This is a genomic window from Streptomyces sp. NPDC051662 (assembly GCF_040681655.1).
Classification (GTDB): Bacteria; Actinomycetota; Actinomycetes; order Streptomycetales; family Streptomycetaceae; genus Streptomyces.
In genome coordinates, this window is sequence record NZ_JBFAZD010000014.1 from 121,402 (window position 1) to 137,396 (window position 15,995).

Consider the following 15,995-nt stretch of genomic DNA (forward strand, 5'->3'; position numbering starts at 1 on the left):
CGATGGTCACTCCTTGTGGGAGAGGGCGCGTACGGTACGGGAAGGGCTGGGGCGGCCCAGCCGTTCGGCCAGCCACTCGCTGGTGGCGACGAGCCGGCCGAGATCGACGCCGGTTTCGATACCGAGGCCGTCGAGCATCCACACGAGGTCTTCGGTGGCGAGATTGCCGGTCGCGCTCTTCGCGTACGGGCAGCCGCCGAGGCCGCCCGCGGAGGCGTCCACGGTGGTCACTCCGTGCTGGAGCGCGGCGAGGGTGTTGGCGAGCGCCTGGCCGTAGGTGTCGTGGAAGTGCACCGCGATCGCGTCGGTCGGCACCCCCTCCTCGTTCAGCTCGGCGAGGAGCGTCTGCACATGACCGGGGGTGGCGACGCCGATGGTGTCCCCGAGGCTCAGCTCGTCGCACCCCATGTCCCTGAGGGCCTTGGCGACCCTGACGACCTGATGGATCGGGACGGGGCCCTCCCAGGGGTCCCCGAAGCACATCGAGAGATAGCCGCGGACCCACATCCGGTCCTCCCGGGCCCGGGCGACGACCGGCTCGAACATGGCGAGCGACTCGTCGACCGACCGGTTCAGATTGGCCTTGGCGAAGGATTCCGAAGCGCTGCCGAACACGGCGATACGGCGGACGCCCAGCGCCATCGCGCGCTCCAGCCCGCGCCCGTTGGGCACGAGTACGGGAAGCTCGATGTCGGGGGCGCCGCCGAGATCGGCGAGCATCGGGAACAGCTGTTCCGCGTCGGCCAGTTGGGGCACCCACTCGGGGCGGACGAAGCTGGTCGCCTCGATGGTGGTCAGCCCGGCGTGGGCGAGGCGGTGGATGAACTCCGCCTTGACCGCGGTCGGTACGACCGCCTTCTCGTTCTGGAGCCCGTCGCGCGCGCCCACCTCGTGGATACGGACCCGGGGCGGCACGCCCTGCGCGGGCACCTCCATGGGCAGTCCTTCGGTCATGACTCCTCCTCGGCGGGGCCGGCCGGCGCGACGACGGCCAGCACCTGATCCATGGCGACGGTGGAGCCGGGGGTGACGTCCAGCTCGGTGACCGTGCCGTCGTGCGGGGCGGAGATGACGTGCTCCATCTTCATCGCCTCGACGACCAGCAGACTCTGCCCGGCCGTCACCTCGTCCCCGACGGCCACCTTCACGACGGTCACCGTCCCGGGCATCGGCGCGGTCAGCGCGTCCAGGCCGCCCGCCCCGGCGGCCCCGCGCAGGGCGGCCTCGACGGGGTCGAAGTCCTGGACGTGCCAGCTGTCCCCGTCCCTGCCGAGCCAGTCGCCCGCGCGGTGGAAGGTGTGGGTCACTCCGTCCACGGTGACCGTGACCCGGCCGGGCTCCACCCGGGACCGGTCCGCGGGCGGCGCCTCGACCGTCACGGGTTCAAGTCCCGTTACTCGCAGCGGATGGCTGACCGGGTGGGGCACGCCGCCCAGACGCCAGCCGTCCGGTACGGAGAAGGGGTCCACCCATCCCGCGGTCGCGGGCGGCAGCAGATCCGTCTGACGGACCGCCGCCGCGGCCGTGTACACCTCGGGCGGGACCGTCTCCGCCAGCAGCCCCGCCGCCTCGCGCTCGACCAGACCCGTGTCCAGCTCGCCAGCGACCACCGAGGGATGGGCCAGCAGCCTGCGGAGGAATCCGGCGTTCGTCGGGACCCCGAGCGTGACCGTCTCCGCGAGCGCCGCGCGGAGCTTACGCAGGGCCGTGGCGCGGTCGGGGCCGTACGCGATGACCTTGGAGAGCATCGGATCGTACGCGCTGCCCACCTCCGCGCCCTCGGAGAGGCCCGAGTCGGTCCGTACGCCGTCGCCCTCCGGCTCGCTCAGGGCGAGCACCGTACCGCCGGAGGGCAGGAAGCCGCGGGCGGGATCCTCGGCGCACACACGCGCCTCCACCGCGTGGCCGTCGAACGCGATGCCGTCCTGGCCGAAGGGCAGTTCCTCACCGGAGGCGATCCGCAGCTGCCACTCCACCAGATCAAGGCCGCGCTTCCCGTCGACCGACACCGCCAGTTCGGTCACCGGGTGCTCGACCTGGAGACGGGTGTTCATCTCCATGAAGAAGTACGACGACGGGTCGCCGCCGGGGACGATGAACTCGACCGTCCCCGCGCCCGCGTATCCGCACGAGCGCGCCGCCCGGACCGCCGCCTCGCCCATCGCCGCGCGCGTCGCCCCGTCCAGCAGGACGGACGGCGCCTCCTCGATGACCTTCTGGTGGCGGCGCTGGAGCGAGCACTCGCGCTCGCCCAGATGCACCACGTTCCCGTGCGTGTCCGCCAGTACCTGGATCTCGATATGGCGCGGGCGGTCCACCCACCGCTCCACCAGGAGCGTGTCGTCCCCGAAGGAGGAGCGCGCCTCGCGCCGGGCCGCCGCGATCTCCTCGGCGAGCGCCGCCTCGGACCGCACCAGCCGCATGCCCTTGCCGCCGCCGCCCGCCGAGGGCTTCAGCAGCACCGGCATGCCGATCCCGCGCGCCGCCTCGGCCAGTTGGTCATCGCTCAGCCCGCCGCCCGAGGAGCCGGGCACCACCGGGACCCCGGCGGCCCGCACGGTCTCCTTGGCGCGGATCTTGTCGCCCATCAGCGCGATGGCGGGGGCGGGCGGGCCGACGAAGACCAGCCCCGCGTCCGCGCAGGCGCGCGCGAAGCCGGCGTTCTCGGCGAGGAAGCCATAGCCGGGGTGGACCGCGCCGGCGCCCGTACGGGCCGCCGCCTCCAGCAGCCGGTCGACGCGGAGATAGCTCTCGGTCGCGGCGGCGGGCCCGATCCGTACGGCGGTGTCGGCCTCCCGTACATGCCGGGCGTCCGCGTCCGCGTCGCTGAACACCGCGACCGAGCGCACGCCCAGAGCCCGCAGGGTGCGGATGACGCGGACCGCGATCTCGCCGCGGTTGGCGATCAGAACCGTGTCGAACATTCCCACCCTCACATCCGGAAGACGCCGAAGCCCTGCGCCGCGCTGTCCCTCCGGGGCAGCGGGGCGTTGGCACACGCGGTCAGGGCCAGACCCACCACCTGGCGGGTCTCCAGCGGGTCGATCACACCGTCGTCCCAGAGGCGCGCCGTCGCGTAGTAGGCGTTGCCCTGGGTCTCGTACTGCGCGCGGATCGGGTCCTTGAAGGACTCCTCGTCCTCTGCGGGCCACTCCTCGCCGCGCCCCTCGATCTGGTCGCGCTTGACGGTGGCCAGCACGGAGGCGGCCTGCTCGCCGCCCATCACCGAGATCTTGGCGTTGGGCCACATCCACAGGAAGCGGGGGGAGTAGGCCCGGCCGCACATCGAGTAGTTGCCCGCGCCGTACGAACCGCCGACCACGACCGTCAGCTTCGGCACCCGCGCGCAGGCGACGGCCGTCACCATCTTCGCGCCGTGCTTGGCGATCCCGCCCGCCTCGTAGTCCCGGCCGACCATGAAGCCCGAGATGTTCTGGAGGAAGAGCAGCGGGATGCCGCGCTGGTCGCACAGCTCGATGAAATGCGCGCCCTTCTGGGCCGACTCGGAGAAGAGGATGCCGTTGTTGGCGACGATGCCGACCGGATGGCCGTGGATCCGCGCGAAGCCGGTGACCAGCGTCGTCCCGAACTCGGACTTGAACTCGGCGAACCGGGAGCCGTCGACCAGCCGCGCGATCACCTCGCGGACGTCGTAGGGCGTACGGGAATCCACCGGCACCGCGCCGTACAGCCCGGCGGGGTCGGCCTTGGGCTCCTCCACCGGCTCGACGGACCAGGGGAGCGGGTCGCGCTCGGGGAGCGTGGAGACGATCGTGCGGACGATGCGCAGCGCGTGCGCGTCGTCCTCGGCGAGATGGTCGGTGACCCCCGAGACCCGGGAGTGCACCTCGCCGCCGCCCAGTTCCTCGGCCGTGACGACCTCGCCGGTCGCCGCCTTCACCAGCGGTGGCCCGCCCAGGAAGATCGTGCCCTGACCGCGGACGATCACGGCCTCGTCGCTCATCGCCGGGACATACGCCCCGCCCGCCGTGCAGGAGCCGAGTACCGCGGCGATCTGCGGGATACCGGCGCCGGACATCCTGGCCTGGTTGTAGAAGATCCGGCCGAAGTGGTCGCGGTCGGGGAAGACCTCGTCCTGCATCGGCAGGAAGGCGCCGCCGGAGTCCACCAGATAGAGGCAGGGGAGGCGGTTCTCCAGAGCCACCTCCTGGGCGCGGAGGTGCTTCTTCACCGTCATCGGGTAGTACGTACCGCCCTTGACCGTGGCGTCATTGGCGACGATCACCACCTCGCGCCCGCTGACCCGGCCGATGCCGGCGATCACCCCGGCGGCCGGGGCGGCTCCGCCGTACATCCCCTCGGCCGCGAGCGGCGCCAGCTCAAGGAAGGGCGAGCCGGGGTCGAGGAGGGTGTCCACCCGGTCGCGCGGGAGCAGCTTCCCGCGCGCGGTGTGCCGGGCGCGCGCCTTCTCGCCGCCGCCGAGGCGCGCGGCGACGAGCCGGGCGCGCAGGCCGTCGGCCAGCTCCTGATGGGCCGCCTCGTTGGCCTGCCACGCCTCGGACGCCGGATCGGCGGCGCTCGCCAGCACTGGTGCCTGCCGCATCGCTCGTAGCCCCTTCGCTGGGTTCACTGGTGGCCGGGTTCGGTGAGTTAGTGAGCGTTAACGTGCTGTCTTCAGGTTAACGACCGCTAACGGCCCTGTCTAGAATGATTTCTCATGAGCACCAGGACCGCGGCCCCGACCCGCCGCGAGCAGATCCTCAGCGAGGCCGCGCGCCTCTTCGCCGAGCGGGGGTTCCACGGCGTCGGTGTCGACGAGATAGGGGCGGCCGTCGGCATCAGCGGGCCGGGCCTCTACCGCCATTTCGCGGGCAAGGACGCGATGCTCGCCGAGCTGCTGGTCGGCATCAGCGGACGGCTGCTGGACGGCGGGAAACTGCGGGTACGGGGCGCGGGCGCGGCCGGCGACCCGGCCGCCGTACTGGCCTCGCTGATCGACGGGCATATCGACTTCGCGCTCGACGACCGCCCGCTGATCACCCTCCACGATCGGGAGCTCGACCGGCTCAGGGACAGCGACCGCAAGCTGGTGCGCCAGCTCCAGCGGCAGTACGTGGAGCTGTGGGTCACGGTCGTGAGGGAGCTGCATCCGACCGTCCCGGAATCCCAGGCGCGGGGCGCGGTGCACGCGGTCTTCGGCCTGCTGAACTCGACGCCGCACCTCGGCTCACCGGGCGGTGGCCTGCCCGGTCGCGCGGCGACGGAATCACTGCTGCGCCGCCTGGCGCACGGCGCGTTCGCGGCGCTGGGCGAGACGGGTGAGACGGCCGAGGCGGGCGAGCCGGGGGACGCCGCCGGTCGCGGCTGAGCCGGGGGAGCCCGCCGGTCGCGGGTGAGGGCGGGCGTACCACGACAACGAGGTGCGTACCGGTGTCCGGGCTGGTCGAAGACCGGCCGAAGACCGTCCGGGAACCGGCACAACCGGCGCGGCGCGCGGGCCGGACGGCACAATGGGTTCATGCCGATACCGAGCCGTGCCGCCCTTGTCGACCATCTCGTCCGAACGCGTATCGCCGGGGACGTCGCCACCCCCCGTGACAACAACCTCTCCCACTACCGCAAGCTGGCCAACGGCGACCGCCATTACTGGCTGGGCCTGGAGCTGGGCGACCGCTGGACCGACGAGCAGGACGTGCTCGCCGTGATGGCCGAGCGGTGCGGGGTCAGCGACGACCCCGAGCACCGGGCCGGCCAGGACACCATCGATCCCGAGCTGACCGTGGACGGACTGGAGCGGCTGGCGGCCCGGCTGCGCAAGGCCGCCGCCGGCAAGCAGCGCGTGCTGTTCGCGACCGGCCACCCGGGCGGGCTGCTGGATGTGCACCGGCAGACCGCGGACGCCCTGCGGGCCGCGGGCTGCGAGATCATCCGGATCCCGGGCGGGCTCACCGCCGACGAGGGCATGGTCTTCCAGTTCGCCGATGTCGCGATGCTGGAGCGCGGCGCGACCCTCTGGCACACGCACTCGCCGGAGCCGATGCGGGCGATCCTGGACGGTCTGGAGCGCGAGGGCAGACCGCAGCCCGATCTGGTGGTCGCGGACCACGGCTGGGCGGGCTGCGCGGGCCAGCGCGGACTGGACTCGGTCGGTTACGCGGACTGCAACGACCCGGCGCTCTTCATCGCCGAGGCGGAGGGCACGGTGGAGGTGACCGTCCCGCTGGACGACCATGTCACGGATCCGCGCTTCTACGACCCGATGACCGCCTACCTGCTCAACGAGGCGGGCCTGCTCTGACCTTACGGCCGCCGCCGGCCCGCCCCCTTGTCGCTCCTCGTCACAGCCCCATCGACTTGGCGATGATCATCTTCATGACCTCGCTGGTGCCGCCGTAGATCCGGTTGACGCGGTTGTCCGCGTACAGCCGGGCGATCGGGTACTCGTTCATATAGCCGTAGCCGCCGTGCAGTTGGAGGCACTTGTCGATGACGCGGTGCGCGACCTCGGTGGTGAAGAGCTTCGCGGACGCGGCCTCGGCGGCGGACAGCTCGCCCAGGTCATGGGCCTCCAGCGCGCGGTCGACGACGGCCTCCGCCGCGTCCACCTCGGCCTTGCACGCGGCCAGTTCGAACTTCGTGTTCTGGAACGACGCGACGCTCTTGCCGAAGACCGTCCGCTCCTGGACGTACGCCTGCGCGAACCGGACCGCGGCGGCTGCCTGCGCGTACGCGCCGACGGCGATGCCCAGCCGCTCCTGCGGCAGATTCTGGCCGAGGTAGGAGAAGCCCTTGTTCTCCTCGCCGAGCAGATCCCCGACCGGGACCCTGACGTCGGTGAAGGACAGCTCGGCGGTGTCGGAGACCCGCAGGCCCAGCTTGTCGAGCTTCCGGCCGACCGCGTATCCCTCGGACCCGGTGTCCACGACGAGCAGCGAGATGCCGTGGCGGCGGTCCTCGGCGGTCGGGGCGGCGGTACGGGCGCAGACGATGACCCGGTCCGCGTGCACCCCGCCGGTGATGAAGGTCTTCGAGCCGTTCAGGACATAGTGTGTGCCGTCCTCGGAGAGCCTGGCGGTGGTCTTCATACCGGCCAGGTCGGAGCCGGTGCCCGGCTCGGTCATGGCGATGGCGTACATCGTCCGGCCGCTGACGAAGTCCGGCAGCCAGCGCTTCTTCTGCTCGTCGGTGGCGTACGCCTTCAAGTAGGGCAGACAGAGCGCGACATGGACCCCGGAGCCGCCGAAGGAGACACCCGCGCGTGCGCACTCCTCGGAGATGACCGCCTGGAACTTGAACGACTCCTCGCCCGCGCCGCCGTACTCCTCGGGCACCTCGATGCCGAAGATGCCCAGCTCGCCCAGCTGGTAGTAGAAGTCGCGGGGCGCCTGCCCCGCCGCGTACCACTCGTCGTGGACGGGGACGACCTCGGCCTCGATGAAGGCGCGGATGGTCTCCCGGAACGCCTCGTGGTCCTCGTTGTACACGGTGCGGCGCACGAGGTGCCCCTCTCTTCGTGGCTGAACCGCCGCCGCTCTCGCGGAGGTGGTCGCTCGCCGTCGGGGTCGCTCAATCGATGGTTGCCCACCCCGATGGCTAAGCGCTTGCTCACTCAAGTTACCCGGAGGTTCGTCGCGGTGTCCAGGCCCCCGACGGCGGGCGTATCCGCCGGTCAGCGCCTACGGTCGGCGACGTCAGCGGGCGACGGAAAGGGAGAGGCCGTGTCAGGACGCCGCGGAGGGGCGGGTAGCTTGCCGGGGTGATCAAGGTGCTCGTCGTGGAAGACATGCAGGTGGTCAGGGCGGGCCTGGTGGCTCTGCTCGGCAGCGCGTTCGGTATCGAGGTCGTGGGGCAGGCGGCCGACGCGCGGGAAGCCCTGGAGGTCTTCGGACGCGCCTCGCCCGATGTCGCGCTGCTCGATATCGACCTCCCCGGCATGGACGGACTGGCGCTGGCGCGTGAGCTGCCCGTGGCGGCCTGCCGCACGATCATGCTCACGGCCATGGACCGGCCCGGTTACGTCCGGCGTGCCCTCGACGCCGGGGCAGCGGGCTATCTGCTCAAGAGTGTGTCTCCGAAGGGGCTCGCGGACGCCGTGCGTACGGTCAGCGCCGGCGGCCGGGTGATCGAACCCCGGGAGCTCGCGGACTCGTTGGGGTCGGTCACTCCACTGACGGCGCGCGAGGCCGAGGCGCTGAGACTCGCCGCGAGCGGGGCGGACGCGCGGGAGATCGCGGCCGAGCTGTTCCTCGGTCTGGGCACCGTCCGCAATCGGCTGTCCTCGGTGGTGGGGAAGCTACACGCGCGCTCCCTTGTGGACGCGATCCGTATCGCCGAGCGTCATGGATGGATCTAGCGGATCCGCCGGATCTGCCGGATCCGGCGGATCAAGGGGGAGCTCCGCGGTCAGGACGCACTGTCCGCCATCGATGTGCGTGGTGAGCGTGCCGCCCAGGGCCAGTGTCCGGAATCTCAGGTTTGCCAGGCCACTGCCCGGTCCACTGACTGATCCGGTCCCGCCCGCCGTCGGCGGGACGCCGTCGTTGTCGACGGACAGCCGAAGGCGTCCCGCGGTCGTCGTCACCTCGATGTCGCAGCGGGACGCCTGGCTGTGCTGGAGGACGTTGCCGATGCCTTCACGCAGTACGGCACCGAGGCAGTCGCTCACGAGGCCGGGCAGGTCCACCTGCGGCGGGAGTGTGGTGCGGGTGCTGATCCCGGCTTGGGACAACAGTCGCTGGGCGTGCGCCAGTTCCGTGTGCAGCTGGGCGGAGGCGCGGTTTCCGGTGATGCCGCGCACTTCGCCGTGGGCTCGCCGTGCCAGCGTCGCGATCTCGCTCAGCACCTGGTGACCGGGGGTGGCGGCCGGCGTGTGGCGCAGGGCGTTCTCGCTCTGTACGGCGATGGAGACGAGCGATGAGCCGACCAGGTCGTGCAGGTCCTGCGCGATACGGGCCCGCTCGCGGTGCTCGGCGAGCCGGGCGGCCTGACTGTGTGACGCCTGAAGGCGCGCGGCGAGCAGGGCGAGATGGACGACGGCGTACACACCGCTGCCCGTGATCACCGTGGACACCAGCACGCTCATGCCGCCGCGCGACGTGCTCACCAGGCTGCTGTGCACCAGCAGAGGACCGCTCGCCGCCACCGCCAGCGCGATGACGATCGACGCGGGCCGGGGCACGGTGAGCAGTACGGCACCGGCCAGGAAACCCAGCAGGCTCAGCCACTTGAACTCGAAGACGAGGACCGGCGGGTAGGTGAGAAGCACTTGAAGGCCGAGCAGACCCCAGCGCCACCGGTACGGGAGACGGTAGGGCGGCGGCGCGTACTGGCCGAGCAGGACAGCGGGCAGCAGGATCAGCAGGATGAGGCCGGTGATCAGCGTTCCCTTGCTCAAGGGCTGCGCCAGCACGTCCACGGCGATCAGCGCGAGTGACCCGGTCACCAGCAGGGCGAGGGAGACGGAGGCGACTCCGGTCGCCTGAGTCATCCGCGTTCGACGCCGCACGGCACTTCCCTTCCGACACACCTCAACGCCCATGGACGACCGCGCGAAGGGCGGAAAGGTTGTGCGCGGGGATTGGTGAAGATCTCACTTCTTTGGTGATCGCGGAGGTGATCAGATCGGGCGCTCGTAGGTAACGGGCGCTCGTAGATCTCCGACGTGCCAGGGGGACTGTTCGATGAGACATACCGTGCCACCGCCACAGGAGTGGGCAGGGTCCGAGTCGGCCTTCCGCCGCCGAAGACGCGTACTGCCCCGCATCGCGCTCGGCGCCGCCATGCTCCTCGCCGCCGAAACCGCGCTGCTGGTGGCCAATTCCGGCGACGCCGTGGCCCTGAACCTCGCCCGTCCGCGCCAGGACGCCGCCGCCGAGCCGGAGAGCCCGAGCGCGCGCGAGGCGGCGACGATCCCCTCGGCCCGCGTCGCCGCCCGGCTGTACGGCCACCGCGTGGAGGCGCTGAGCGAGCGCACCGAGACGTCCACGACGTGGGCGAACGAGGACGGCAGTCTCACCACCGAGCTGGCCGCGGGACCGGTCCGCTTCGAGCGGGACGGCCGGTGGACCGACGTCGACGTGAACCTCCAGGAAGTCTCCGGCGGGGTCGAGCCGAAGGCCCACCCGGGCAGGCTGCGGCTGGCCGGCCGGACGGGGACACCCGCCACCTCCCTGTGGGCCACGCGCGAGGCGAAGCCCACCGACCTGGTGACGCTCGGTGATGGTGACCAGCAGATCACGCTCCAGTGGAAGGGCGGACTGCCGAAGCCCAAACTGACCGGCACGCGGGCGGAGTACGTCAACGCCGTTCCGGGCGCGGACGTGGTCGTCGAGGCCACGCGTACCGGATTCGAGCAGTACGTCGAGATCAAGGAGCGCCCCGATGCCGGCAGCCCCGGAGACGGCGGCTACTCCTACACGCTGCCGCTGAAGGCCAAGGGGCTGACGGTGAAGCAACTGCCCGACGGCAGCGTGCAGTTCACCGACGGGAAGAACAAGCAGCAGGCCGTGATGCCCGCGCCGGTGATGTGGGACGCCGCCGTCGACGCGCGGTCCGGTGAGCACACGAACCGGGCCAGGGTCGGCCTGGAGGTCGTACGGAAGGGCTCGTCCGTCGACCTGGTGATCACCCCGGACGCGAAGTTCCTCGCCGACCCGGACACCACGTACCCGGTCACCGTCGACCCGTCCACCTCGTCGCTGGGCAACGTCTTCGACACCTACGTACAGCAGGGCGAGACCGTCGACTGGTCCGCCGACACCGAGCTGGACTTCGGCAACCCGGGCACCAAGAACGCCGACGGTACGCCTCGCACGGCGCAGTCGTTCATCTCCTGGAACACCACGCCGGTCCAGGACGCGCTGGTGCTGGACGCGAAGCTGAGCCTGTGGAACTTCCACTCGGGCAACACCGACTGCAAGCTCTATCCATGGGAAGTGTGGTCCTCCGGCGCGGCGTCCACCTCCAGCCGGTGGACGAACCGCCCGGTCATGACCGTGAAGAAGGCCACCTCCACGGAGACCACCGGCAACGCCGGGTGCGCCACGCAGCCCGACGGGTGGATCAAGGCCGATGTGACAACGCTCGTGCAGGAGTGGGCTTCGGCCAAGGCGGCCCGGGGCCACCTGGGCCTGCGTGCCTCGGACGAAGCCGTGACCGCGCAGTGGAAGCGGGTCAACTCCGCCAACGCCGCCTCGAACCCGCCGAAGCTGGTCGTCACGTACAACTACCGGCCGCGCACCGGCACCAAGCAGGAGGCCGGACCGCCGTACTTCTCGTACAGCGGCGCCTACGTGGTCAACACCGTGACGCCCACGCTGCGCGACACCTTCGTGGACGCCGACGGCGACAAGGTCAACGGCACGTTCCAGATCTTCGACAGCGCCACCGACACCCAGGTCGGCAATGCGATGGTGTCGAAGTACGTGCCCTCCGGGCAGGTCGCCTCGGTGACCGTGCCGTCCGGGGTGCTGACCGACGGCAGGACGTACAAGTTCCGCACCTCGCCGTACGACGGCACGCACTACAACACCGGCTGGTCGGCCTGGAAGACGTTCACCGTCGACGCCAAGGCGCCCTCCGCGCCCTCGAAGATCACCTCCGCGGACTACCCGAAGGACAAGTGGGTCAAGGGCGCGGGTCAGACCGGCACCTTCACCGTCACCCCGCCCGGCGCGGACCACAACTGGCTGGAATGGTCGCTGGACGGCGTGACCTGGGCCAAGGTCGCCACCGGGGGGTCCGGTGCGGACAAGGCCATCGGCATCGCCCCGCCGAAGGACGGCACCCACACACTCCAGGTGCGAGCCGTGGACAAGGCGGACAACAAGTCCGAGGCCGTCGAGTACACCTTCCACGCCGGTCCCGGCGGCTTCGTCCAGCCCTCCGAGGGCGAGCGCACGGCGCGCCGGCTGCCGCTGGTCGCCGAGGCCGAGTCCGGCACGTACGACAGCGTCTCCTTCTCCTGGCGCCGCTCCGAGGCGGACCCGTGGGTGCGGATCCCGGTCGGGGACGTCACTTCCGGCGGCCGGGCGCTGACCGCCTGGCCGGTACCGCTGACGGGCGGCAGGAACGCGCAGCTCGTGTGGAACGCCGCCGGAACCGTCGACCCTGACGGCTCCGTGCGGATCAAGGCCGACTTCACCGGACCGGGCGGCGCCTCGGGCAGCACCGAACCGCTGAGCGTGGTCGTCGACCGTAACGCGGACGGCGCCGCCACCCAGGAGGTGGGCCCCGGCACGGTGAACCTGCTGACCGGTGACTATGGCCTGTCGGCCACGGATGCTTCCGCGTTCGACCTGTCCGTCTCGCGTACGGCCTCGTCCCGTACCCCCGACAAGGGCGCCGCACAGGAGGGGCAGGCGCCGATCTTCGGTAAGGAGTGGGTATCGGGCACCACCGCCGAGATGACGGACTCCGACTACTCCCACCTCCGCAGGATCTCCGACACCGCGGTGGCCATCGTCGACTCCGAAGGCGAGCAGACCCACTTCACCGCCAACGCGGCCAAGACCGGATGGATCCCGGAGCCGGGCTCGGAGGACCTGACCCTCAAGGGCGCCGTGAGCGGCGGTTTCACGCTCACCGACACCGAAGGCACCGTCACGGAGTTCACGAAGCCCGACCCGTCCGTGCCGACGTGGCAGGTCTCCAGCACGCTCCTTGACGGGCTGTCCAACTCCACGACCACGGTCATCTCCACCAAGACCACCTACGACGGCAAGGCCGTCGCCCGGCCCAAGCTGATCATCGCGCCCACCTCCGCGGTGACCGCGGCGGAGTGCGCCGCCGATCCGGCCACCAGGGGCTGCCGGGTCCTGGAATATCTGTATCCGCTGTCCACCACCGCGACGGACACCGCGTTCGGTGATGTGGTCGGCAGGGTGAAGTCCATCCGCCTGTGGGCCACCGAGCCGGGGGCCGCGACCTCCAAGGTCTCCGCGATCGCGTCGTACGCGTACGACACGGAGGGGCGGCTGCGCGAGACGTGGAACCCCCGTATCTCTCCGGCCCTCAAGACGCGGTACGAGTACGACGCCGCCGGCCGCGTCGCCAAGCTCACGCCGCCCGGCGAACTTCCCTGGACGTTCACCTACGGCAAGGCGGGCAACGCCGCGACCGCCGGTGACGGCATGCTGCTCAAGGCCGGTCGCCCGGGGCTGAAGCAGGGCACCGCGGACGTCGAGGAAGGCACCGCCGCCACCAGCGTCGTCTACGACGTGCCGCCGACCGGCGCCGCCGCCCCGTACGCGATGGGCGCGGCGGACGTGAAGGCGTGGGGTCAGCTGGATGCCCCGACCGACGCGACCGCGGTCTTCCCGGCCGACGCCGTCCCCGCCTCGAACTCCGGCGGCTCGCTTGGCGCGACGGACTACAGGCGGGCCGCGGTCCACTACCTCGGCGTCTCCGGCCGTGAGGTCAACTCGGCCATCCCTGGCGGGTACCTCACCACCACTGAGTACGACCGGTTCGGCAACACCGTCCGTGAACTGAACGCGGCCAACCGGGCCGTGGCGCTCGGCCTGACGGCGGACGACCGGGCCGTGCAGGCCGACCTCGGCATCGCGCGGCTCACCAGCGCCGAACGGGCCGACCTGCTGGCGACCCGCTCGGTACACAACGACACCGGCACCCGGGAACTGGAGGAATTCGGGCCGCTGCGCCGGATCGAGCTGACCGCCGACCTCAAGCAGGGCGCCACCACCCTGATCCCGGCGGGTACGTCGGTCACCGCGCGCGCCTGGACGGTCAACGAGCACGACGCCGGACGTCCGACCGATGGCACCGCCAAGGTCAAGGACCAGGTCACCAAGGCCACGGTCGGCGCGCAGGTGCGCGAGCAGCCGTCCGTACACGGCGAGACCCGGGTCACCCGGACCGTGTTCGACTGGGCCAAGGGCCTGCCGGCCACGACGGTCAAGGACCCCGGTGGGCTCGCCATCAGCGAGACCACGGAGTACGACGCCCAGGGCCGCACGGTCAAGCAGCTGCTGCCCGGAGCCACCGGCACCGACGCCGCCACTCGCGTGACGACCTACTGGTCCGCGACCGGCACCGGCGCGTGCGCCGGCCGTCCCGAGTGGGCGGACCTGGTCTGCGCCACCTCCGCGGGCGGCGCGATCACCGGCGGCGGCGGCAACCCGGCCGGGCTGCCGGTCACCACGACCGAGTACGACTGGTGGGGCAACCCGAGCCAGGTCACCGAGACCGCGAACGGCACCGCCCGCACCACCACCAGCACGTACGACAGCGCGGGCCGCCGGATCAAGACCGCCGTCACCGGAGGCGTCGGCCAGACGGTGCCCGAATCCACCACGGAGTACGACCCGGCCACCGGCCAGGCCGTCAGGACCACCTCACCCACCGGCGGCACCCTCACGAAGGTGTACGACAAGCTCGGCCGCCAGATCTCCTACACCGATGCCGACAACGGCACCACCACGACCGCGTACGACCTGCTGGGCCGACCGGTCAAAGTCACCGACACCGCTCCGTCCACCGTCACGTACACCTACGACCACACCGCGGAACCCCGTGGCCTCGCCACCGGCATCACCGACTCGGTCGCGGGCACCTTCAAGTCCACCTACGACGCGGACGGCTCGGTGGCCACCGAGAAGCTGCCCGGCGGCTACACCCTCAAGCAGACCGAGGACACCACCGGTTCCGCCGTCGACCGCACCTACACCCGCGACGGCGACGGCACGATCGTCTACTCCGACACCGTGACCGAGTCCATACACGGCCAGGTCGCGAGCCATGCCGGCTGGTCGGACCAGACGTATCGCTACGACGCCGTGGGACGGCTCACCACCGTCGAGGACACCTCCGAGACGATCTGCACCCGCCGCGCGTACGCCTTCGACGCGCGTACCAACCGCACGTCCCTGACCACCGCGACCGGCACGCCCGGCGCCGACTGCCCGGCCGGCGGAGGCAGCACCGCCACCTCCACCTACGACAGCGGTGACCGGATCGTCAACTCAGGCTCCGTCTATGACGCGTTCGGCCGCACCACCGCCCTGCCCGGCGGCGGCACCGTCGGCTACTACGCGAACGACCTGGCGTACCAGCAGACCGCGGACGGCAAGCGGCAGACCTGGCAGCTCGACGCGGCGCTGCGCTTCCGCTCCTGGACGACGGAGACCGGAAGTGGCAGCACTTGGACGCGGACCGCGGCCAAGCTCAACCACTACGACGGCGACGGCGACAACCCGCGCTGGATCGTCGAGGACACCACGAGCGGCGCGTTGACCCGCAACGTCGACTCCGCGTCCGGAGACCTCGCCGCCACCACCGGCAGGACCGGCGACACCGTCCTGCAACTGTCCACGATCCATGGCGACATCGCCCTCCAGCTCCCGCTGGACACCGGCAAGGCCCCGGTCGCCCTGGACGCGGACGAGTACGGCAACCCCAGGCCGGGCAGGACCGCCGCCCGCTACGGCTGGCTCGGCGCCAAGCAGCGGTCCGCGGAGACCGTGACCGGCCTCGTCCTCATGGGCGTACGCCTCTACAACCCGGCCACCGGCCGCTTCCTGTCCGTGGACCCGGTGTACAGCGGCGGCGACAACGCGTACGCGTACCCGGGCGACCCCGTCAACCAGTTCGACCTCGATGGCAAGTGGTGGAGCTGGAAGAAGACCAAGAGATGGGTCAAGAGGCACCGGGTCGGCATCGCCGCGACCGCGGCGGGAATCGGCTGCGGTCTGTTCACCGCCGGTCTGGCCGCGGCCGGATGCGCCGTCGTCGCCGGTGCCGCCGCCGGCGCCGGGGCCAAGTGGTACGGGAACCGGAGGGCGTCATTCGGTTCGATCGCGCGCGCTGGAGTGGCGGGCGCCACGGGCATCGGCCCCTTCGGCTCCGTATTCGGAGCCGTTGGCCGCTACGGCGTGAAGAGGGCTGTCACGAGGTGGGCCGTCAAGCGGTACCCCGCTCGCGGGGCACACCGCGTGGCCGCCGGAAGCCACCGCAAGAAGTCGTCGTGGTGGTCGAGTTGGCGGCGATGACATAGTGCCTCCGCTGCTCTCCGCTCC

The 15,995-nt window shown here is 71.3% G+C and carries 9 protein-coding genes; 4 read left to right on the top strand and 5 right to left on the bottom strand.

What is annotated here, in order from left to right; translation table 11 throughout:
* Positions 1-6: 6 nt before the first annotated feature.
* From AB0M67_RS23845 to AB0M67_RS23855, 3 genes are read right to left on the bottom strand one after another with little or no spacing between them, the layout of a single operon-like run.
* On the bottom strand, positions 7-954 hold the full coding sequence (locus AB0M67_RS23845) for a hydroxymethylglutaryl-CoA lyase (RefSeq protein WP_365748439.1): 948 nt from the start codon (positions 952-954) through the stop codon (positions 7-9).
* Complete coding sequence (locus AB0M67_RS23850; protein WP_365748441.1) at positions 951-2,924, bottom strand: biotin carboxylase N-terminal domain-containing protein; 1,974 nt, start codon at positions 2,922-2,924, stop codon at positions 951-953. The genes AB0M67_RS23845 and AB0M67_RS23850 overlap by 4 nt, the downstream gene beginning before the upstream one ends.
* 8 nt (positions 2,925-2,932) lie before the next feature.
* Positions 2,933-4,564, bottom strand: a complete 1,632-nt coding sequence (locus AB0M67_RS23855; protein ID WP_365748443.1) for a carboxyl transferase domain-containing protein — start codon at positions 4,562-4,564, stop codon at positions 2,933-2,935.
* A 114-nt stretch (positions 4,565-4,678) separates the two neighbouring features.
* On the opposite strand from AB0M67_RS23855, the gene AB0M67_RS23860 reads away from it, so the two are divergent.
* The gene (locus tag AB0M67_RS23860) at positions 4,679-5,329 is read left to right on the top strand and encodes a TetR/AcrR family transcriptional regulator (RefSeq protein WP_365748445.1); all 651 of its coding nucleotides are present in this window, start codon (positions 4,679-4,681) and stop codon (positions 5,327-5,329) included.
* Between the two features lie 150 nt (positions 5,330-5,479).
* Positions 5,480-6,259, top strand: coding sequence for a phosphatase (locus AB0M67_RS23865; protein ID WP_351388471.1), 780 nt, complete (start codon positions 5,480-5,482; stop codon positions 6,257-6,259).
* 40 nt (positions 6,260-6,299) lie between these two features.
* Here AB0M67_RS23865 and AB0M67_RS23870 read toward each other — a convergent pair whose 3' ends face one another.
* Positions 6,300-7,457 carry an acyl-CoA dehydrogenase family protein gene (locus AB0M67_RS23870; RefSeq protein ID WP_365748446.1) on the bottom strand — a complete coding sequence of 386 codons (1,158 nt, stop codon included), beginning with the start codon at positions 7,455-7,457 and terminating at the stop codon, positions 6,300-6,302.
* 278 nt (positions 7,458-7,735) lie between these two features.
* Here AB0M67_RS23870 and AB0M67_RS23875 point away from each other — a divergent pair, with 278 nt between their 5' ends.
* Complete coding sequence (locus tag AB0M67_RS23875) at positions 7,736-8,314, top strand: response regulator transcription factor (RefSeq protein ID WP_365748448.1); 579 nt, start codon at positions 7,736-7,738, stop codon at positions 8,312-8,314.
* Here the strand turns inward: AB0M67_RS23875 and AB0M67_RS23880 are convergent.
* Positions 8,255-9,448 carry a histidine kinase gene (locus AB0M67_RS23880; protein ID WP_365748449.1) on the bottom strand — a complete coding sequence of 398 codons (1,194 nt, stop codon included), beginning with the start codon at positions 9,446-9,448 and terminating at the stop codon, positions 8,255-8,257. The two genes, AB0M67_RS23875 and AB0M67_RS23880, sit on opposite strands and share 60 nt — an antisense overlap.
* A gap of 292 nt (positions 9,449-9,740) precedes the next feature.
* On the opposite strand from AB0M67_RS23880, the gene AB0M67_RS23885 reads away from it, so the two are divergent.
* Positions 9,741-15,968 carry a DNRLRE domain-containing protein gene (locus AB0M67_RS23885; RefSeq protein WP_365748570.1) on the top strand — a complete coding sequence of 2,076 codons (6,228 nt, stop codon included), beginning with the start codon at positions 9,741-9,743 and terminating at the stop codon, positions 15,966-15,968.
* The last annotated feature ends 27 nt before the right edge of the window (positions 15,969-15,995 follow it).

Coding starts and splice junctions, on each gene's coding strand:
- AB0M67_RS23845 (WP_365748439.1), bottom strand. CDS start 954: ATGACCGAAGGACTGCCCATGGAGGTGCCCGCGCAGGGCGTGCCGCCC.
- AB0M67_RS23850 (WP_365748441.1), bottom strand. CDS start 2,924: ATGTTCGACACGGTTCTGATCGCCAACCGCGGCGAGATCGCGGTCCGC.
- AB0M67_RS23855 (WP_365748443.1), bottom strand. CDS start 4,564: ATGCGGCAGGCACCAGTGCTGGCGAGCGCCGCCGATCCGGCGTCCGAG.
- AB0M67_RS23860 (WP_365748445.1), top strand. CDS start 4,679: ATGAGCACCAGGACCGCGGCCCCGACCCGCCGCGAGCAGATCCTCAGC.
- AB0M67_RS23865 (WP_351388471.1), top strand. CDS start 5,480: ATGCCGATACCGAGCCGTGCCGCCCTTGTCGACCATCTCGTCCGAACG.
- AB0M67_RS23880 (WP_365748449.1), bottom strand. CDS start 9,448: ATGACTCAGGCGACCGGAGTCGCCTCCGTCTCCCTCGCCCTGCTGGTG.
- AB0M67_RS23885 (WP_365748570.1), top strand. CDS start 9,741: ATGCTCCTCGCCGCCGAAACCGCGCTGCTGGTGGCCAATTCCGGCGAC.